A 19,209-nucleotide genomic window follows, 5' to 3' on the forward strand; every position below is an offset into this window, starting at 1 on the left:
AGTTCGGGAAGCGGGGCGCGAGGCCGTGCCTTCCGATTGATAATATGTGGCGCGACGTTCGCGCCCCGCTCGGTGTTCTTGCCCCGCTCAGTCGCCTCGGCTTTCACCGCCAGCCGCCGCAAGGCCCGGGCTTGGGGGCTCATCACCCAGCAGGAGATCCGGCCTCCTGCCAGCCCGGCACCGGCGCTTCCCCCCGCTGCCCGGTGCGCACCGGGGTCCCGTGGAAGATCGCAAGGTGAATGATACGGCAGGTCGGAGGGGCGTGGAAAAATTGGGCCGGCTATCCACGCTTGATGCTGACAGATGGTGACAGGTCGAGTGCTGCCCGCGTCGACCTCTGGCGATATACGCCATCTGCCGTATTCCCCTGACTGAAGCTGCGGGGCATGTCGCCAAGCTGCAGGGTTCCCCTTGCGTGAGTCGAAAATAGCGAAGGAGCAGAGGCGAATGAAATTGATGACGTTTGGGGCGGCGTGGCTGATTGCCGTATCCACCAGTGCCGCACTGGCTGCGGATGTCACATCCGCGGCCCAGCCGGCGGGCACCTTCGTCTGGACCGGCGGATATGCCGGTGTGCAGGCCGGTCATCTCTGGGGCAATGGGCGGACGACGGCTGCAACCGGCTGGAATTCCGAGCCCGATGTCGATGGTTGGCTTGGCGGCGTTTATGCCGGCTACAACCATCAACTGGCGAACCAGGTCGTAATCGGTGTCGAAGCCGATCTTACGGTCGGCAATGCCGATGGTTTCGGGCAGGCGTATGATCCCTTCGGTGTCCCGCTTCCGCCACCCGAGATCGGCGACGTGTATGAGCTCAACTGGTCCGGCGCGGCGCGCGTGAAGGTCGGTTACGCGATGGATCGGCTGCTGCCCTACATTGCCGGCGGCGTTGCGTTCGCTGACGTCAACGTCCATGCCATCGACGATGGCTTTCCGATCAGCCCGATCATGGGTGACACGATGGTCGGATGGACTGCCGGTGCCGGTGTCGACTACGCCTTTACCGACAATCTCATCGGCCGCGTCGAGTATCGCTATACGGATTTCGGCGATTTCGATCTGACTCCGCTCGCAACCGCGGAGCTCAACACGCACGACGTTCGGTTCGGCGTCGCCTACAAGTTCTGAGGGTAGCGCGGCTGCAAACCCAAACCCCGGCCTCGCGCCGGGGTTTTTTTTGGGGTGCGGTCTGCCGGGCAGAAAGAAATCAGCTCCATCCGTGGAAAAAAGTTCCACGCAACGCACGAGCCGGAACGCGGCAATCCGGCCATCTTTCCGGGGCCACTCCGACCTCCGTGCGCGGCCCTTGATGCCCGCGCCGACACCGGAACTGTTGCCGCAAGGCTACAGGCGGAGCCGAACGATCGATCGGGTGTCCAAAGCCGGTAGTTGTGATATGTATTAGGTGGGGCTGATATGGAGCGTAGCCGTGAAACGAGTGTTCCTTACTTCCGCATTTTTGCTTGGCCTTGCTGGCGTGGCTTCCGCGGCCGACATGCCGGTGGTTGAGGCCCCACCTGTGCCTATAGAGGTTGCGCCGCCCATCTTCAGCTGGACCGGCGGTTATTTCGGGGTGCAGACGGGCTATCTCTGGGGCGACGGGTCCTTTGGAGTCCAAGGCCTTCCCGGCCTTTCCGCCGATGGCAGTATCGATGGCTGGCTCGGCGGCATCTATGCCGGATACAACTATCAATTCACCAACAATGTCGTGCTCGGCGTGGATGGCGATATCGCCTGGACCAATGCCGACGGCTTTGGCGAGGCAGCGCTCAACGGCGTTACCGGGCCGTTCGATGCCGGCGTCGACTATCAGCTCAACTGGACCGGCGCCCTGCGCATGAAGGCAGGTTATGCGATGGATCGGTTCTTGCCTTACATCGCCGGTGGCCTGGCATTTGGCGGCGTCGATGCGACCAGGTTCACCGCTGCGGGCGTGACTGCGGCCTCGGCCGACGATACGATGGTCGGCTGGACGCTCGGCGCGGGTCTCGAATACGCATTTACCGACAGTCTGATCGGCCGGGCAGAGTATCGCTACACGGATTTCGGCAATTTCGATATGTCCGATGGGCTGGCTGCCGGCGAGGTCGGGGTGACCACCAACGATGTTCGCGTCGGTCTCGCCTACAAGTTCTGATCAGGCTTTTGCCGACCCAAAGCCCCGGCCTTGTGCCGGGGTTTTTGTTTGCCCGTGGCAAGCGTGGAGACATTTTCCACGCCAGGGCGAAAATCAATGGGCGCGGTCGGTCAGCCGTCCACGTTGAGATCATAGACATACATGACGAAGGTTTCCGCCGGGCCTGCCGGTTCCTTGCGCGCGGCGTACAGCGCTCGGGCAGGGACATTGTCCAGCTCGGTGCCGAGCCATGCTTCCTCGCAGCCTGCCTCGCGGCCGGCGGCGAAGAGCGCGTCCATCAGCAGATTGGCGATGCCGGGCGTTGCCATGCCGGCGAGACGCCGACCTCGTCGACATAAAGCTCCGTAGGCTTGTCGGGATGGCGGTGAACCATGCCGGCGGCCTGTGCCACAACCTGGCCATCATCGAGGGCCACGAAAAGAAGATGGCCTGGGGAAGCAAGGCAGGCAGTGAGCCGTGCCGGATCGACGGCTTCGTCGAAGACGTCGTCGGCGACATTGTCGAGCAGGTGTTCGTCGCCGGGAGAAAGCCTGCGGATTACAATGGATGGCATCGTGCTTCTTCACCATTTCTTCGTAAAGTCGTCACAAAACTTTGACGTTTACGTAAATCCCGTTGTTTCTAACCGATTGAAATAGTTGATGTCGAAATAATCGGTTGAATTTTTTTGGCCACGGAGCTATTGCGAGCCGCTATTTCTGGCTACATTCTCGCAGCCTCTCTGGCCCAAACCTACTCCACCCGCCGCCACGGCGTCGTTAAAGGCAAAGGGAAATTCCTTCATGGCACGCAACAAGATAGCCCTCATCGGCTCCGGCATGATCGGCGGCACGCTCGCCCATATGATCGGCCTCAAAGACCTCGGCGACGTGGTTCTGTTTGATATTGCCGAAGGCACCCCGCAGGGCAAGGGCCTCGACATCGCCCAGTCCTCGCCGGTCGACGGCTTCGACTCGCGCTTCACCGGCGTCAACGATTATGCCGGCATCGAAGGCGCCGATGTCTGCATCGTCACCGCAGGCGTGCCGCGCAAGCCCGGCATGAGCCGCGACGACCTGCTTGGCATCAACCTCAAAGTGATGGAACAGGTCGGCGCCGGCATCAAGAAGTATGCCCCCAAGGCGTTCGTCATCTGCATCACCAACCCGCTCGACGCCATGGTCTGGGCGCTGCAGAAGTTCTCGGGCCTGCCCAAGAGCCACGTCGTCGGCATGGCCGGCGTGCTCGACTCGGCGCGCTTCCGCCACTTCCTGGCTGAAGAGTTCAAGGTTTCGGTCGAAGACGTCTCCGCCATGACGCTCGGCGGCCACGGCGACGACATGGTGCCGATGGTGCGCTATTCGACGGTTGCCGGCATTCCGCTGCCGGACCTCATCAAGATGGGCTGGACCAGCCAGGAAAAGCTCGACGCCATCGTCGAGCGCACCCGCAAGGGCGGCGGCGAGATCGTCGGCCTGCTCAAGACCGGCTCGGCCTACTACGCTCCGGCATCTTCGGCGATTTCCATGGCCGAGGCCTATCTCAAGGACAAGAAGCGCGTGCTGCCTTGCGCAACGCATCTGTCGGGCCAGTATGGCATCAAGGACATGTATGTCGGCGTGCCGGTGGTGATTGGTGCCGGCGGCGTCGAGCGCATCATCGAGATCGACTTCAACAAGGCCGAGCAGAAGATGTTCGAAAAGTCGGTCGAGGCCGTGAAGGGCCTTTGCGAAGCCTGCGTCGCCATCGCGCCGAACCTCGCCACGAAGTAAGGATCAAGCGCATGAACATCCACGAATATCAGGGCAAGCAGCTCTTGAAGGGTTTCGGTGCGCCCGTCGCTGACGGCGTGCCCGTGTTCAAGATCGAAGAGGCGGAAGCGGCGGCCAAGGCGCTGCCGGGTCCGCTTTATGTCGTGAAGAGCCAGATCCACGCCGGCGGCCGCGGCAAGGGCAAGTTCAAGGAACTGCCGGCTGATGCCAAGGGCGGCGTGCGTCTCGCCAAGTCGATCGAAGAGGTCGTGGCGTTTTCCAAGGAAATGCTCGGCAACACGCTGGTGACCAAGCAGACCGGCCCGGCCGGCAAGCAGGTCAATCGCCTCTACATCGAAGACGGCGCCGACATCGACCGCGAACTGTACCTGTCGATCCTGGTCGACCGTTCCGTCGGCCGCGTCGCCTTCGTGGTTTCGACCGAAGGCGGCATGGACATCGAAGCTGTGGCGCATGATACGCCCGAAAAGATCATCACCGTTGCGATCGACCCGGAAAAGGGCGTGACCGCTGACGATCTCAAGGCGCTGAATGCGGCGCTGAAGCTTTCGGGCGAAGCAGCAAGCGACGGCGAGACGCTGTTTCCGATCCTCTACAAGGCGTTTGTCGACAAGGACATGAGCCTGCTCGAGGTCAACCCGCTGATCGTCATGAAGAACGGCCGCCTGCGCGTGCTCGACGCCAAGGTGTCGTTCGATAACAACGCGCTATTCCGTCACCCCGACGTGCTCGAGCTGCGCGACACCACCGAAGAAGACGCCAAGGAAATCGAGGCGTCGAAATATGACCTCGCTTACGTGGCGCTCGACGGCAACATCGGCTGCATGGTCAACGGTGCCGGCCTCGCCATGGCGACGATGGACATCATCAAGCTCTACGGTGCCGAACCCGCCAACTTCCTCGACGTCGGCGGCGGCGCTTCCAAGGAGAAGGTGACGGCGGCGTTCAAGATCATCACCGCCGATCCGGCCGTGAAGGGCATCCTGATCAACATCTTCGGCGGCATCATGAAATGCGACATCATCGCCGAGGGCGTGMTSGCSGCSGTCAAGGAAGTCGGSCTSAAGGTYCCGCTRGTGGTSCGCCTYGAAGGCACCAATGCGGAGCTTGGCAAGAAGATCATCAACGAGAGCGGGCTGAACGTCGTTTCCGCCGACGACCTTGATGATGCGGCGAAGAAGATCGTCGCCGCGGTGAAGGGAAACTGAGCCAATGTCCATTCTCATCGACAAGAACACCAAGATCCTGGTGCAGGGCCTGACCGGCAACACCGGTTCGTTCCACACCGAGCAGGCGCTGGCCTATCACGGCACCAAGATGGTCGGCGGCATCCACCCCAAGAAGGGCGGCGAGAAGTGGGACGGCTCCGTGCCGCTGCCGATCTTCTCGACGGTTGCCGAAGGCAAGGAAAAGACCGGCGCCAACGCGTCCGTGGTCTATGTGCCGCCGGCGGGTGCCGCTGCTGCGATCATCGAGGCGATCGACGCCGAGATCCCGCTGATCGTGTGCATCACCGAAGGCATTCCGGTCATGGACATGATCAAGGTCAAGGCGCGTCTCGACCGCTCGACCTCGCGCCTGATCGGGCCGAACTGCCCCGGCATCGTCACGCCCGACCAGTGCAAGATCGGCATCATGCCGGGCAACATCTTCCGCAAGGGTTCGGTGGGCGTTGTTTCGCGCTCCGGCACGCTTACCTATGAAGCGGTGTTCCAGACGACGAACGCCGGTCTCGGCCAGTCGACGGCTGTCGGCATCGGCGGCGACCCGGTCAAGGGCACGGAATTCATCGACATGCTCGAGATGTTCCTGGCCGACGAGGAAACCAAGTCGATCATCATGATCGGCGAAATCGGCGGCTCGGCCGAAGAGGACGCAGCGCAGTTCCTCATCGACGAAGCCAAGCGCGGCCGCAAGAAGCCGATGGCCGGCTTCATCGCCGGGCGCACAGCACCGGAAGGCCGCACCATGGGCCATGCCGGTGCCGTGATCTCGGGCGGCAAGGGCGGCGCGGAAGACAAGATTTCGGCCATGGAGGCAGCGGGCATCCGCGTGTCACCATCGCCGGCACGTCTCGGCACTACGCTGGTCGAGGCGATCAAGGGCTAAGGGCTAAGGCAATAGGGGAGTAGGGCAATAGGGCAGTAAGGTAATCGAACCTAATGCCCTACCGCCTTACTCCCCTACTCCCTTTTGACAAAGGAGACGGAGCCAGAGGCTCCGAGCGATAAGATGGCACGATCAGATCAGGCCAACGACCAATTTTCCCTCACTTCGTTCCTCTATGGCGGCAATGCCGACTATATCGAGGCGCTTCACGCCGCCTATCTCGATGACCCCGAAGCGGTCGATCCCGAGTGGCGCGATTTCTTTTCGGCGCTGAAGGACGACGCCGTCGACATCCGCAAGAACGCCAAGGGCGCTTCGTGGTCGACGCCGAGCTGGCCGCTGCAGGCCAATGGCGAACTGGTTTCCGCGCTCGACGGCAACTGGGGCATGGTCGAAAAGCTCATCGAAAAGAAGGTCAAGGACAAGGCTGTCGCCGCCGGCGCTGCCCCTTCGCCGACCGATGTGCTCCAGGCGACGCGCGATTCCGTGCGCGCGATCATGATGATCCGCGCCTACCGCATGCGCGGCCATCTGCACGCCAATCTCGATCCGCTGGGCATCGCCAAGCCGCTCGAAGACTATAACGAGCTGTCGCCCGAGGCCTATGGCTTCACCGAAGCCGACTACGACCGGCCGATCTTCATCGACCATGTGCTCGGGCTCGAATACGCGACCATCCGCGACATGCTCGAAATCCTCAAGCGCACCTATTGCTCGACGCTCGGCGTCGAGTTCATGCACATCTCCGATCCCGAGGAGAAGGCATGGATCCAGGCCCGCATCGAGGGACCCGACAAGGCGATCGCCTTCACCGACGAAGGCAAGAAGGCGATCCTGCAGAAGCTGGTCGAGGCCGAGGGTTTCGAGCAATTCATCGACGTCAAGTACAAGGGCACCAAGCGCTTCGGCCTCGACGGCGGCGAAGCGCTGATCCCCGCACTCGAGCAGATCCTCAAGCGCGGTGGTTCGCTCGGCCTCAAGGAGGTCGTGTTCGGCATGGCCCACCGCGGCCGCCTCAACGTGCTCAGCCAGGTCATGGCCAAGCCGCACCGCGCCATCTTCCACGAGTTCAAGGGCGGTTCCTACGCGCCTGACGACGTCGAAGGCTCGGGCGACGTGAAGTACCATCTCGGCGCTTCCTCGGACCGCGAATTCGACGGCAACAAGGTCCACCTGTCGCTGACGGCCAATCCCTCGCATCTCGAGATCGTCGATCCCGTGGTGATGGGCAAGGCACGCGCAAAGCAGGACCAGCTGTTTGGTCGTGCGCGTGGCGAGATCGTGCCGCAGGAAGAGCGTGCCAAGGTGATGCCGCTTCTGCTGCACGGCGATGCCGCATTCGCCGGCCAGGGCGTGATCGCCGAAATCCTCGGCCTGTCTGGCCTGCGCGGCCATCGCGTTGCCGGCACGCTGCATTTCATCATCAACAACCAGATCGGCTTCACGACGAACCCGCGCTTCTCGCGCTCGTCGCCTTACCCGTCCGACGTTGCCAAGATGATCGAAGCGCCGATCTTCCACGTCAATGGCGACGATCCGGAAGCGGTGGTGTTCGCGGCCAAGGTCGCGACCGAATTCCGCATGAAGTTCCACAAGCCGGTGGTCGTGGACATGTTCTGCTACCGCCGCTTTGGCCACAATGAAGGCGATGAGCCTGCGTTCACCCAGCCGCTGATGTACCGCAACATCCGCACCCACAAGACCACGGTGCAGATCTATGCCGACAAGCTGATCGCGGATGGCCAGATGGCCCAGGCCGAGCTCGACAAGATGCGCGCCGACTGGCGTGCGCATCTCGAAACCGAGTGGGAGATCGGCCAGGCCTACAAGCCCAACAAGGCCGACTGGCTGGATGGTGCCTGGTCGGGCCTGCGCACGGCCGACAACCAGGACGAACAGCGTCGCGGCAAGACCGCCATGCCGGTCAAGACGCTGAAGGAAATCGGCAAGAAGCTGACCGAGGTGCCTGCCGATTTCGAGGCGCACAAGACGATCAGCCGTTTCCTCGAAACGCGCCGCAAGATGATCGAATCGGGCGAAGGCATCGACTGGTCGACGGCGGAAGCGCTGGCGTTCGGCTCGATCCTGCTCGACGGCAACCCGATCCGCCTTTCCGGCCAGGATTCGGAGCGTGGCACATTCTCGCAGCGCCATTCGGTGCTGTACGACCAGAAGGACGAGACACGCTACATTCCGCTCAACAACCTGTCGGCGGCACAGGCCGGCTACGAGGTCATCAACTCGATGCTCTCGGAAGAGGCCGTGCTCGGCTTCGAATACGGCTACTCGCTGGCCGAGCCCAAGGCGCTGACCTTGTGGGAAGCGCAGTTCGGCGACTTCGCCAACGGCGCGCAGGTGGTGTTCGACCAGTTCATCTCCTCGGGCGAACGCAAGTGGCTGCGCATGTCGGGTCTCGTCTGCCTTCTGCCGCACGGCTATGAAGGCCAGGGGCCGGAGCATTCGTCGGCACGCCTTGAGCGCTTCCTGCAGCTCTGCGCTGAAGACAACATGCAGGTGGCCAACGTCACGACGCCGGCCAACTACTTCCACATCCTGCGCCGGCAGCTGAAGCGCGACTTCCGCAAGCCGCTGATCCTGATGACGCCGAAGTCGCTGCTGCGCCACAAGCGGGCGGTGTCTTCGCTGTCGGAGATCTCGGGCGAGAGCTCGTTCCACCGTCTTCTGTGGGACGACGCCCAGTATCTCGACAACGAGCCGATCAAGCTGGTCAAGGATTCGAAGATCCGCCGCGTCGTGCTCTGCACCGGCAAGGTCTATTACGATCTCTATGAGGAGCGCGAGAAGCGCGGCATCGACGACATCTATCTGTTGCGCGTCGAGCAGCTCTATCCGTTCCCGGCCAAGGCGCTGATCACCGAACTCAGCCGCTTCCGCAACGCGGAAATGGTATGGTGCCAGGAAGAGCCCAAGAACATGGGTGCGTGGTCGTTCATCGACCCGTACCTGGAATGGGTACTCGCCCATATCGACGCCAAGCACCAGCGCGTGCGTTACACCGGCCGTCCGGCCGCCGCCTCTCCGGCGACGGGCTTGATGTCCAAGCACAAGGCACAACTCGAGGCGTTCCTCGACGACGCCCTCGGCGAATAACTTAAAGAACGGACAGGCAAAAAATGGCTACCGAAATCCGTGTCCCTACCCTCGGCGAATCCGTGTCCGAGGCAACGATCGGCAAGTGGTTCAAGAAGGCTGGCGACGTGATCGTCGCCGACGAGCCCCTGGTTGAACTCGAAACCGACAAGGTCACCATCGAAGTGCCGGCACCTTCCGCCGGTGTTCTGGTCGAGCTGACCGTCAAGGAAGGCGAGACCGTTGGCGTCGGCGCGCTGCTCGGCACCATCGGTGCCGGCGACGGCGCAGTTGCTGCTGCAAAGCCGGCGGCTGTGGCCCAGGCGACGGCCTCGACCGTCAAGGAAGCCGTGGCGCAGACCGCCTCGGTTGCAGGCGCCACGGCGATTGAAGAACGCAAGATGCCGCCGGCACCGGCTGCCGCCAAGCTGCTCGCCGAGACCAACCTGTCGGTCGATCAGGTCGCCGGATCGGGCAAGCGCGGCCAGGTGCTGAAGGGCGACGTGCTCGACGCCATCACCAAGGGCATTTCCGTGCCCGCCGCTGCTCCGGTTGCTGCCCCGGTGGTCGCGCGCGTCCCCTCAAGCGCTGTCGATGCACCGCGCGAAGAGCGCGTGCGCATGACCAAGCTGCGCCAGACGATCGCGCGCCGCCTCAAGGAAGCGCAGTCGGCGGCTGCCATGCTGACCACCTTCAACGAGGTCGACATGAGCGCCGTGATGGCGTTGCGCACCAAGTACAAGGACGTCTTTGAAAAGAAGCATGGCGTGAAGCTCGGCTTCATGGGCTTCTTCACCAAGGCGGTGACGCATGCGCTGAAGGAAATCCCGGCCGTCAACGCCGAGATCGATGGCACCGACATCATCTACAAGAACTTCGCCCATGTCGGCGTCGCCGTCGGCACCGAAAAGGGCCTGGTGGTTCCGGTCGTGCGCGATGCCGACCAGATGTCGATCGCCGAGATCGAGAAGGAAATCGGCCGGCTCGGCCTTGCCGCGCGCGATGGCAAGCTGTCGGTCGCCGACATGCAGGGCGGCACCTTCACCATCTCCAATGGTGGTGTCTATGGTTCGCTGATGTCGACGCCGATCCTGAATGCGCCGCAGTCGGGCATTTTGGGCATGCACAAGATCCAGGATCGTCCGGTCGTGGTCGGCGGGCAGATCGTCATCCGTCCGATGATGTATCTGGCCCTTTCCTACGATCACCGCATCGTCGACGGCAAGGAAGCCGTGACCTTCCTGGTGCGCGTCAAGGACAGCCTGGAAGATCCGGAACGTCTGGTTCTCGACCTCTGAGGCTGAGGCGTGTAGAGCGGGTTTGAACAGACCCGCTCTCTAGCCTTCTGCCCGAAAGGACCGGATCATGGCTTTCGAACCGGAAATTCCTCCAATCCAGGTGCATCTGTGCGTCAAGGGCGGCAAGGCCGCGATCGCCTTCTACGAAAAGGCGTTCGACGCGGTCGAGACCTTCGAGCAGATGGCCGATGACGGGGTTCGCGTGATGCATGCGAACCTTGCCATGTTCGGCGGCGAAGTGATGCTGCACGACGAGTTTCCCGAATTCGGCGCAGACGTGCTGTCGCCGCAGACGCGGGGCGGTGCCACCATGACCGTCAACATCAATCTGAAGCTGCCGGGTGAGGTGGACGCCGCCGTCGAGCGCGCGGCGGCTGCCGGGGCCAAGATCACCATGCAGCCCGACGACATGTTCTGGGGCGCCCGCTACGCCAAGATCCAGGACCCGTTCGGCCATGTCTGGGCATTCAGTGCAGCTTTGGGCAATGCGCTTTTGGGTGCGCCGGTGAAGGACGACAGGCCATGACGCAATACGCTTTTGAATTTGCCGGCCTGCTGGCTGTGTTTTCGGTGCTGATGGTGGTGCCGGGCGCAGACTTCGTCATGGTGGTGCGCCAGAGCGTGGTGCATGGCCGCCGTGCCGCCATCATCACCAGCTTCGGCATCGGCGTGTCGCTGCTGTTCCACGTCAGCTATACCATTTTGGGCATCGGGCTGATCGTGTCGAAGTCGCTGCTGCTGTTTTCGCTGATCAAGTGGGCTGGTGCTGCCTATCTGCTTTATCTCGGCATCAAGGCGTTGCGCGCCGGCCCGATGGAGCTGGCTTCAGTCGATGTGCAAGAGGGTGCCGACCAGGCCAAGGAAATTTCGGCCGTGCGCTGCTTCCTGACGGGGTTCGTCACCAACGCGCTCAACCCCAAGGCGGTGCTGTTTTTCCTGCCGTTGTTTACCGCGATGGTCAGCCATGAGACGCCTGCTGCGGTGAAGGGTGTCTATGGCCTGCTGATGGCGGTGGTGCTGATCGCATGGTTCGTCGGCGTGTCGATGTTCTTCACCATGGCTTCGGTGCGCGAGCGCTTCGTTGCCTGGGGCCGCTGGTTCAACAAGGCGACCGGCATGATCTTCATCGGGCTTGGCCTGAAGCTCGCCACGGTACAGACCGGCTGATGCGGCTGGCAGCGCTCATTTCGGCTGTGGCGATGGCGTCGGCGACGACGGCCCATGCGGCATGCCCGATCGAGCTTGCTGTCTATGGCGACCGCGACAAGGTTGCCGAGATCGACTTCAGGCCGACGCTGGAATCGGCTGTCGTGACCAACAGCTTCAAGATGGTGCTGGACGGTGACGTCGTGCTCGACGGCGTGGTGATGTGGTCGCAGGACGTGGCGCGGCCGAACGGCATGCTGATGCACCAGTGCCCGGAAGGCGATGTGACCGGCGAGGAGATCGAGGCCTGCACGGTGTGGCAGGGCGTGATCTACAGCGTTGACGAGCAAGGCAATGTCGGGCTTTTGCCGCGCGAGCGGACCGAGGCGGCAGCGCCGAAGAAGCTGATCTTCTCCGACCTCGGCCATTCGCTCAGGACCTCCGCCGCCTATGGCCCGGACGGGTTTTCCAAAGTGCCGTGGGACGTGTTCGAGATAAAGGGGTGCCAGGAATGAGTGCTCAAGGCAAAGTTCTGCTGGTGACCGGCGGCAGCCGGGGCATCGGTGCCGCCATCTGCCGGTTGGCCGCCAAGGCCGGCTACCGCGTTGCGGTCAACTATGCGTCGAACGTGAATGCCGCCGATGCGCTGGTGGCAGAGATCAAGGCTGCCGGTGGCGAGGCGTTCGCCGTCAAGGGCGATGTCGGCAACGAGGCTGACGTGCTTGGCTTGTTCCAAGCTGTCGACGCCGCCTATGGCCGGCTCGACGCCTTCGTCAACAATGCCGGTATCGTCGACATGAAAGCCCGTGTCGACCAAATGGACCTGGCGCGGCTGGAGCGCATGATGCGCATCAATGTGGTGGGCTCGATCCTGTGCGCCCGCGAGGCGGTGAAGCGCATGTCGAGCCTGCATGGTGGTGCGGGTGGCGCTATCGTCAACATCTCCTCGGCTGCGGCGTTGATCGGTTCGCCCGGCGAATATGTCGACTATGCCGCTTCCAAGGGTGCGATCGACAGCTTCACCATCGGGCTTGCCCGGGAAGTTGCGACCGAGGGCGTGCGCGTCAACGCGGTGCGCCCCGGCATCATCGACACCGAAATCCACGCTTCCGGCGGCCAGCCGGACCGAATCGCCGCCATTCGCGGCTTCGTGCCGATGAAGCGCGAAGGCAAGGCCGAAGAAGTCGCACATGCCGTCATCTGGCTTTTGTCGGATGAGGCATCATATACGACGGGCTCAATTTTGAACGTGAGTGGCGGCCGCTGACCGCCCAGGCAAGAAGGACAGGATTCATGGCATATGACGTCGTCGTTATCGGATCGGGCCCAGGCGGCTATGTGTGCGCCATCAAGGCGGCACAGCTCGGATTGAAGGTCGCCGTGGTCGAGAAGAACGCGACCTTCGGCGGCACCTGTCTGAACATCGGCTGCATTCCCTCCAAGGCGCTTTTGCATGCCTCCGAGATGCTGGCCGAGGCGCAGCATTCGTTCGACGCGCTCGGCGTCGAGGTCGGCACGCCGAAGATGAACCTCAAGAAGATGATGGCGCACAAGGATACGACGGTTGCCTCCAACGTGACCGGCGTGTCGTTCCTGTTCAAGAAGAACAAGATCGACAGCTTCAGGGGCACCGGCAAGGTGGTCGCCGCCGGCAAGGTTGCGGTCGTTGGCGAGGACGGCAAGGTCGAAGAGATCGAGACCAAGAACATCGTGATTGCCACCGGCTCCGATGTTGCCGGTATTCCAGGCGTCGACGTCGCCTTCGACGAGAAGGTGATCATCTCCTCGACGGGTGCGCTGTCGCTGGAAAAGGTGCCGGGCCATCTGGTGGTGGTCGGCGGCGGTGTCATCGGCCTCGAGCTCGGCTCGGTGTGGGCGCGCCTCGGCGCCAAAGTGACGGTGGTCGAGTATCTCGACACCATCCTGGGCGGCATGGACGGCGACGTTGCCAAGCAGTTCCAGCGCATGCTGGCCAAGCAAGGGTTCGAGTTCAAGCTCGGCTCCAAGGTGACCGGCGTTGCCAAGGCCAAGAAGGGCGCTGTCGTGACCTTCGAACCGGTCAAGGGCGGTGCTGCGGAGAGCATTGAGGCGGATGTCGTTCTGGTTGCCACCGGCCGCCGGCCCTACACCGACGGCCTCGGCCTGAAGGAAGCCGGCGTTGAGATGGATGAGCGCGGCCGGGTCAAGACCGACGGCCATCTGCGCACCAACGTTGCGGGCATCTATGCCATCGGTGACGTGGTCGCTGGCCCGATGCTGGCGCACAAGGCCGAGGACGAGGGCGTTGCGGTAGCCGAGATCATCGCTGGCCAGGCCGGTCACGTGAATTACGACGTCATCCCCGGCGTGGTCTACACCAGCCCGGAAGTCGCCTCTGTCGGCAAGACCGAAGAAGAGCTCAAGAAGGCCGGCATCGCCTACAAGGCTGGCAAATTCCCGTTCACCGCCAACGGGCGTGCACGCGCCATGCTGCACACTGACGGCTTTGTGAAGGTGCTGGCCGACAAGGATAGCGACAAGGTGCTGGGCGTGCACATCGTCGGCTTCGGCGCCGGCGAGATGATCCACGAGGCAGCGGTGCTGATGGAGTTCGGCGGTTCGTCGGAAGATCTCGGCCGCACCTGCCACGCGCATCCGACGATGTCTGAAGCGGTGAAGGAGGCAGCGCTCGCCACTTTCTTCAAGCCGATCCACATGTAGGACCGGCGAACATCGCCAAAAACGAAACGGCCCGCTCGATGAGCGGGCCGTTTGCGTTTGAGGGCATGGACCTCAGTTTGCGGGGGCTGCCGGGGCAGGTGCCGTGGTGGTGCCACCTGAAGGTGCAGGTGCCGTGGTGGTGCCGCCAGAAGGCGCTGCGGGGGCAGGGGCCATCGTGCCGGAAGGTGCTGGCGCTGGCGCGGCTGGAGCGGTGGTTGATGGTGCAGGTGCCGTGGCGGCCGGTGGCTCGATGACCGGAGCTACCGCGCGCTTGGGGCCGAAGATATAATAGGCCACAGCGGCGAGCAGCACGACGATGATTGCTATGAGCCACGTGCTCCCCATGCCCGACTGGCTGGCCGGTGGACGTACTGGATCTGGATTGTTCACCATTGAGATCTCCCTCAGCTTGCGCTCCGCAATCATTGCGTGAACATCGCAATCAACGCGTGAAATGCATTTCGGTTTCACAATGACGTGAAGTTTTCGAAATGAACGTTCCAGCGGCAGCGTTTTCGGCCACGCCACCAAGGCAGCGGAACGGCGCTCGACTGAGGTGGCGGCGACCGCCATTGAGCGCGGGTGTTCGCCCGACAGACCGGCCTGACGACGGGACGTCAGCGGTCGGCTGATGTGACCGTGTAGCCGGCCTTGCGGAACAGCTCGACCAGCCCGTCGGGGCCGGGCAGATGCAGCGCGCCGACAGCCATGAAGGCGTCGCCTTGACTGATCAGCGGGTCGGCGCGCTCGACCATGGTCTTGTTGCGCGTCGTCACCATCGCTTCTTCGAAGGCAGCGTAGCCGGAATCGTCAGAGCTGCCGCTGGGCAAGGCGTCGCGGAACAGCGGCCAGAACATGCCGGTGTCGCCGCGCTCATAGAGCACGACCATCGTTTCAATGACGTCGTCCATGCGGCTGCCGAGCTTGAGGGTCTCGACGAGACCCTTGATATGGAACTCCATCGGCAGCGAGGCCATCGCCGAAAGCTGGTCGGCGGCGGTCTCAAGGCCCTTGACGTCCTTGCCCGCGGCCTTGGCCTGCTGGGCGAGAAGAATGTCGAGCACCGGCGCGCCGCCTGCCTTGCGGGCGAGCTCGCAGGCCGGCAGGGCGACCATCGCCGACAGCATCCACGGCTTCATCTTGGTGACGCTTGCAGGTGGAATGCCGCGCGATTCAAGTGCGGAATTGACGATCTTGGCGTCTTCCGGCGACAGCAGCGAGGGCAGCGTCGTGGCATCGGTGAACATCATCAGCTCGGGCTGCTTCATCAGGCTGGCGAGCATGGCGTTCTGGTCGAGCACGTCGGTGGTCTCGATGACCAGCGTGTGGGCGCCGTCGAAGGCCGTTTGAGCGGCGGGCTCTAGCTTGGTGACGCGCGGGTCGGTGACATGCATGGTGCCATAGAGCCAGGACGGCTTCTGGCCCGGCTTTTCCAGTTTCCACAACAGGCCCTGGCCGTTGAGCGTGTCCTTCGCCTCGGCCTCGATCTTTGCCAGAAGCGTCGGATCGTTCTTGGCAAGCTCCGTCAGCATATCCGAGCCGGTGCAGGCGGGGGCTTCGGCATGCGCCTTGCCGGCGAGCAGGAACGCCACGGCAAAGAACAAGATGAAGAACAGCACATTGAGCGCTGCAAGCAGCTTCAGCGAGAAAGTCGCGGCGCGGTCGGTGAAGTCGGTCGTGCGTCTCATGGTCATTTGTGTAGCCGCCAAAAGCGGCAAAACGGTTAATTCGGCTGCGACAATTGTTGGGCTTCAGTGTCAGGCGCGCGGGTGGGCGGCTTCGTAGATCTCTAGTAGCCGGGAGGTGTCGACGCCGGTGTAGATCTGGGTGGTCGACAAGGAGGCGTGGCCGAGCAACTCCTGGATGGTGCGCAGGTCGCCGCCACGGCCAAGAAGGTGGGTGGCGAAGGAATGGCGCAGTGCGTGCGGCGTTGCCGTGTCCGGCAGGTTCAAGGCCGAGCGCATCTTGCGCATATCACGCTGGATGATCGCCGGGTCGAGCTTGCCGCCGCGCGCGCCGCGAAACAGGGCGCCATTGGCATCGAGATGATAGGGGCAAAGTTTTCGGTATTCGGCAACCGCTGCGAGCGCCACCGGCAGCACCGGCACCAGACGTGTCTTGCCGCCCTTGCCTGATATGCGCAGCACCGTGTCGTCGGGCGAGGCCAGTTCGGTGGCGGTGAGATTGAGCGCCTCGGAAATGCGCAGGCCAGCTCCATAGAGCAGGGTCAGGACCGCGGCGTTGCGCGCGGCGATCCATGGCTCTTCGGCAAGCTGTTCGCCGGCCGAAACGACGCGCTTGGCGTCAACAGCCGTCAGCGGCTTGGGCAGCGACTTCGGCTGCTTGGGTGCACGCAAGGCAGCGGAGCCTGCGGCGTTGACCAGGCCCTGGCGTTCGAGAAAGCGCAGCAGCGAACGCACCCCGGCCAGCCCGCGTCCGAGCGTGCGGGCGCCGGCTCCATTGGCGCGGCGGGAGGCGAGGAAGCCGCGCAGATCGGCTGGGCGCAGGTCGCGGATGTCGGATATGCCGGGCGCACCGCCGTTATGGCCGGTGAGGAATTGCAGGAACTGGCGCGTGTCGCGTTCATAGGCATCGACCGTCGCCGCCGACAGCCGCCGCTCGCCGGCAAGCGACTTCAGCCAGCCCTCGCGGGCCGACTGGAGGTCGGGTTTTGCGGCGATGAGGAATTCCTGCATTGGCAGCGGGTGTCCGATTGGAATATGGCAGTGTTGAACGAGTGAAGTTAGCAAGCAGTGAAGCAGGCGATGGCCAAACCCCAAAATCCTATCCAGATGGCCGTGATCGGCGCGGCCCACGGCATCAAGGGCGAACTGCGCGTCAAGGCGTTTACCGGCGACCCGCTGGCCTTGGCCGACTATGGGCCRCTTTATGCCAAGGACGGCCGCGCCTTCGAGATCGCCGCCATCCGTCCGGCCAATGAGGTGGTGGTGGTGCGCTTCAAGGGCGTCAACGACCGCAATGCGGCTGAAGCGCTGACCAACACCGAGCTTTTCGTCGACCGTTCGGCACTTCCCGACGATGGCGACGAGGGCGAGTTCTACCACACCGATCTGGTTGGGCTTGCGGTTCGCGACGAAAATGGCGAGCCGGTCGGCAAGGTGTTTGCCGTGCAGAATTTCGGCGGCGGCGACATTCTGGAGATCCAGTATCAGGGCCGCAGGGGCGTGCTGATCCCGTTCACTAAAGCTGCGGTGCCGGTGGTCGACATATCAGGCGGCTTTGTTGGTATCGACATTGTCGCTGCCGGGCTGGTTGAGGATGAAGACGACGCGAACGCGCCTTCCGACGGCGAGTTCGAAGACAAGGGCCGTCCGCGTGGACCAAAGGACGCCGGAGGTAATCGCTAGGCAGGCCAGGCTTCGCTTGTCTTGAATTGCGTCTTCTATGTGTATAGATACACATCATGCGCAGCCGTGAGGTGATCAGACTGCTGGTGGCGGACGGTTGGGTTGAGGTGGCGCGCAAGGGCAGCCACGTCCAGTTCAAGCATCCTGCAAAGAAAGGCAGGGTTACCGTGCCGGACCCCAGGAGCGACATCCCTTTGGGGACCTTGCGCAGCATCGAGAAACAATCCGGGATCAGGCTGAAATAGCATGGCCAATTACATTGCTCTCATCCACAAGGATGCCGACAGCGACTACGGCGTTTCGTTCCCCGATTTTCCGGGCTGCGTGTCGGCCGGTCCGACGCTCGACGACGCGCGTGCCGGTGCCGAAGAGGCCTTGGCGCTGCATATCGAAGGCATGATGGAAGACGGCGAGCCTATCCCAGAGCCGACGTCGCTGGAAGACGTAATGAGTGTTGCGGAGAACCGCGACGGTGTCGCCATCCTGGTCAAGGCGCCGCCGCTGGACCAACGCTCCATCAGGGTCAACGTCACCTTTTCCGAGGATGTGCTCAAGCAGATCGACGTGTTTGCACAAAAGTCGGGTTACACGCGCTCTGGCTTCTTGGCTGTGGCCGCCAAGCACGAGATCGAGCGTGAAGAAAAACGAAAGGCGCGTGGCTGATCGTGGCGAATTCTGAAGAGAGAGGCTTGCCGGGCTTTCGTGCAACCGTGCTCACGCTTTATCCTGAGATGTTTCCCGGGGCGCTGGGAGTGTCGCTGGCGGGGCGGGCGATGGAGCGTGGCGACTGGGCGCTCGAAGCGGTGCAGATCCGCGACTTCGCTACCGACAAGCACCGCACTGTCGACGACACGCCGGCAGGTGGCGGCGCAGGCATGGTGATGCGCGCCGACATTCTAGCCAAGGCGATCGACCATGCTTCGCCCGAGGGCGATGGGCGCCCGCGCATCCTGATGAGCCCGCGCGGCAAGCCGCTGACCCAGGAACGGGTGCGCGAGTTGGCCGCCGGCCCGGGTGCAGTGATCCTGTGCGGACGTTTTGAAGGCGTCGACCAGCGCGTCATCGACGCTCGTGAGCTGGAAGAGATTTCGGTGGGCGACGTCATTTTGTCAGGTGGCGAGCCGGCGGCCCTGGTGCTGCTCGACGCGGTCGTCAGGCTTTTGCCCGGGGTGATGGGCAACGAGGTGTCGGGCGACGAGGAAAGCTTCGAGGGCGGGCTATTGGAGCATCCGCACTACACAAGGCCGCAGGAATTCGAGGGCCTGGTGATCCCCGAGGTGCTGACCTCGGGCAATCACGGCAAGATCGCAAAATGGCGACGCGCCGAAGCGGAGAAGCTGACGGCTGACAGGCGGCCGGATCTTTGGGCCGGGCGGGCGGAGAAGAAGCGGTAAGCTGAATTCTCCAACCTCAACGCTGCCCCTCACCCTTACCCTTGTAACTTGAACGTTGCCGCATCTGCTATTGCTAGCGGTGCGGTGGCGGACGGGAGACCGAAGTTCCTTTGGGACACCAAGCCCGTGGGAGAGCTTGGGTCTTCGTCCGCCGTTCCATCGACCCCGAACAGTCGCCAGGGCCGCAAGCGAAGCCCGATTAGGCAAGGATGGGAG

21 protein-coding genes are annotated in these 19,209 nt (G+C 63.0%); 16 read left to right on the forward strand and 5 right to left on the reverse strand.

Annotated features, from left to right (window positions below):
* Nucleotides 1-447 precede the first annotated feature (447 nt).
* Nucleotides 448-1,128, forward strand: a complete 681-nt coding sequence (locus tag AC1DUU_RS05655; protein WP_476782440.1) for an outer membrane protein — start codon at nucleotides 448-450, stop codon at nucleotides 1,126-1,128.
* A gap of 301 nt (nucleotides 1,129-1,429) precedes the next feature.
* Nucleotides 1,430-2,137, forward strand: coding sequence for an outer membrane protein (locus tag AC1DUU_RS05660; RefSeq protein WP_476782441.1), 708 nt, complete (start codon nucleotides 1,430-1,432; stop codon nucleotides 2,135-2,137).
* A gap of 110 nt (nucleotides 2,138-2,247) precedes the next feature.
* On the opposite strand, the gene AC1DUU_RS05665 is transcribed toward AC1DUU_RS05660, so the two are convergent.
* Nucleotides 2,248-2,445 carry a GNAT family N-acetyltransferase gene (locus tag AC1DUU_RS05665; RefSeq protein ID WP_476782442.1) on the reverse strand — a complete coding sequence of 66 codons (198 nt, stop codon included), beginning with the start codon at nucleotides 2,443-2,445 and terminating at the stop codon, nucleotides 2,248-2,250.
* Nucleotides 2,415-2,690, reverse strand: a complete 276-nt coding sequence (locus AC1DUU_RS05670; RefSeq protein ID WP_476782443.1) for a hypothetical protein — start codon at nucleotides 2,688-2,690, stop codon at nucleotides 2,415-2,417. The genes AC1DUU_RS05665 and AC1DUU_RS05670 overlap by 31 nt, the downstream gene beginning before the upstream one ends.
* Before the next feature lie 229 nt (nucleotides 2,691-2,919).
* Between AC1DUU_RS05670 and mdh the strand changes: the two genes are divergently transcribed.
* The 10 genes from mdh to lpdA all read left to right on the forward strand — a co-directional run bounded on the left by mdh (nucleotide 2,920) and on the right by lpdA (nucleotide 14,231).
* Entirely contained in the window at nucleotides 2,920-3,888 is a 969-nt protein-coding gene (mdh, locus tag AC1DUU_RS05675; RefSeq protein WP_476782444.1) for a malate dehydrogenase, read from the forward strand.
* A gap of 11 nt (nucleotides 3,889-3,899) precedes the next feature.
* Nucleotides 3,900-5,096, forward strand: coding sequence for an ADP-forming succinate--CoA ligase subunit beta (sucC, locus tag AC1DUU_RS05680; RefSeq protein WP_476782445.1), 1,197 nt, complete (start codon nucleotides 3,900-3,902; stop codon nucleotides 5,094-5,096).
* A 4-nt stretch (nucleotides 5,097-5,100) separates the two neighbouring features.
* On the forward strand, nucleotides 5,101-5,997 hold the full coding sequence (gene sucD, locus AC1DUU_RS05685) for a succinate--CoA ligase subunit alpha (RefSeq protein WP_476782446.1): 897 nt from the start codon (nucleotides 5,101-5,103) through the stop codon (nucleotides 5,995-5,997).
* A 123-nt stretch (nucleotides 5,998-6,120) separates the two neighbouring features.
* Nucleotides 6,121-9,108, forward strand: a complete 2,988-nt coding sequence (locus AC1DUU_RS05690) for a 2-oxoglutarate dehydrogenase E1 component (RefSeq protein WP_476782447.1) — start codon at nucleotides 6,121-6,123, stop codon at nucleotides 9,106-9,108.
* Nucleotides 9,109-9,131: 23 nt separating this feature from the next.
* A complete protein-coding gene (gene odhB / locus AC1DUU_RS05695) occupies nucleotides 9,132-10,385 on the forward strand; it encodes a 2-oxoglutarate dehydrogenase complex dihydrolipoyllysine-residue succinyltransferase (RefSeq protein WP_476782448.1) in 1,254 nt (417 codons plus the stop codon).
* Nucleotides 10,386-10,452: 67 nt separating this feature from the next.
* Nucleotides 10,453-10,911, forward strand: coding sequence for a VOC family protein (locus tag AC1DUU_RS05700; RefSeq protein ID WP_476782449.1), 459 nt, complete (start codon nucleotides 10,453-10,455; stop codon nucleotides 10,909-10,911).
* Complete coding sequence (locus tag AC1DUU_RS05705; protein ID WP_476782450.1) at nucleotides 10,908-11,552, forward strand: LysE family transporter; 645 nt, start codon at nucleotides 10,908-10,910, stop codon at nucleotides 11,550-11,552. The genes AC1DUU_RS05700 and AC1DUU_RS05705 overlap by 4 nt, the downstream gene beginning before the upstream one ends.
* On the forward strand, nucleotides 11,552-12,046 hold the full coding sequence (locus tag AC1DUU_RS05710; protein ID WP_476782451.1) for a hypothetical protein: 495 nt from the start codon (nucleotides 11,552-11,554) through the stop codon (nucleotides 12,044-12,046). The genes AC1DUU_RS05705 and AC1DUU_RS05710 overlap by 1 nt, the downstream gene beginning before the upstream one ends.
* The gene (locus AC1DUU_RS05715) at nucleotides 12,043-12,798 is read left to right on the forward strand and encodes an SDR family oxidoreductase (protein ID WP_476782452.1); all 756 of its coding nucleotides are present in this window, start codon (nucleotides 12,043-12,045) and stop codon (nucleotides 12,796-12,798) included. The genes AC1DUU_RS05710 and AC1DUU_RS05715 overlap by 4 nt, the downstream gene beginning before the upstream one ends.
* 26 nt (nucleotides 12,799-12,824) lie before the next feature.
* Complete coding sequence (gene lpdA / locus AC1DUU_RS05720) at nucleotides 12,825-14,231, forward strand: dihydrolipoyl dehydrogenase (RefSeq protein WP_476782453.1); 1,407 nt, start codon at nucleotides 12,825-12,827, stop codon at nucleotides 14,229-14,231.
* Between the two features lie 72 nt (nucleotides 14,232-14,303).
* Here the strand turns inward: lpdA and AC1DUU_RS05725 are convergent, their stop codons facing one another.
* The 3 genes from AC1DUU_RS05725 to AC1DUU_RS05735 form a co-directional block, all read right to left on the reverse strand.
* Nucleotides 14,304-14,624 carry a hypothetical protein gene (locus tag AC1DUU_RS05725; protein ID WP_476782454.1) on the reverse strand — a complete coding sequence of 107 codons (321 nt, stop codon included), beginning with the start codon at nucleotides 14,622-14,624 and terminating at the stop codon, nucleotides 14,304-14,306.
* Nucleotides 14,625-14,848: 224 nt separating this feature from the next.
* Entirely contained in the window at nucleotides 14,849-15,919 is a 1,071-nt protein-coding gene (locus tag AC1DUU_RS05730) for a TraB/GumN family protein (protein WP_476782460.1), read from the reverse strand.
* Nucleotides 15,920-15,988: 69 nt separating this feature from the next.
* Entirely contained in the window at nucleotides 15,989-16,927 is a 939-nt protein-coding gene (locus AC1DUU_RS05735; protein WP_476782455.1) for a tyrosine recombinase XerC, read from the reverse strand.
* 69 nt (nucleotides 16,928-16,996) lie between these two features.
* Between AC1DUU_RS05735 and rimM the strand changes: the two genes are divergently transcribed.
* The 4 genes from rimM to trmD are packed head-to-tail and all read left to right on the forward strand — an operon-like array spanning nucleotide 16,997 to nucleotide 18,993.
* The gene (gene rimM, locus AC1DUU_RS05740) at nucleotides 16,997-17,599 is read left to right on the forward strand and encodes a ribosome maturation factor RimM (protein WP_476782456.1); all 603 of its coding nucleotides are present in this window, start codon (nucleotides 16,997-16,999) and stop codon (nucleotides 17,597-17,599) included.
* A gap of 56 nt (nucleotides 17,600-17,655) precedes the next feature.
* Nucleotides 17,656-17,844 (forward strand): type II toxin-antitoxin system HicA family toxin, encoded by a 189-nt coding sequence (locus AC1DUU_RS05745; protein WP_476782457.1) that lies wholly within the window; start codon nucleotides 17,656-17,658, stop codon nucleotides 17,842-17,844.
* Between the two features lies 1 nt (nucleotide 17,845).
* Nucleotides 17,846-18,262, forward strand: a complete 417-nt coding sequence (locus AC1DUU_RS05750; RefSeq protein ID WP_476782458.1) for a type II toxin-antitoxin system HicB family antitoxin — start codon at nucleotides 17,846-17,848, stop codon at nucleotides 18,260-18,262.
* A 26-nt stretch (nucleotides 18,263-18,288) separates the two neighbouring features.
* Nucleotides 18,289-18,993, forward strand: a complete 705-nt coding sequence (gene trmD / locus AC1DUU_RS05755; RefSeq protein WP_476782459.1) for a tRNA (guanosine(37)-N1)-methyltransferase TrmD — start codon at nucleotides 18,289-18,291, stop codon at nucleotides 18,991-18,993.
* Nucleotides 18,994-19,209 lie beyond the last annotated feature (216 nt).

This window comes from Aminobacter sp. P4_H6_2 (assembly GCF_056400805.1).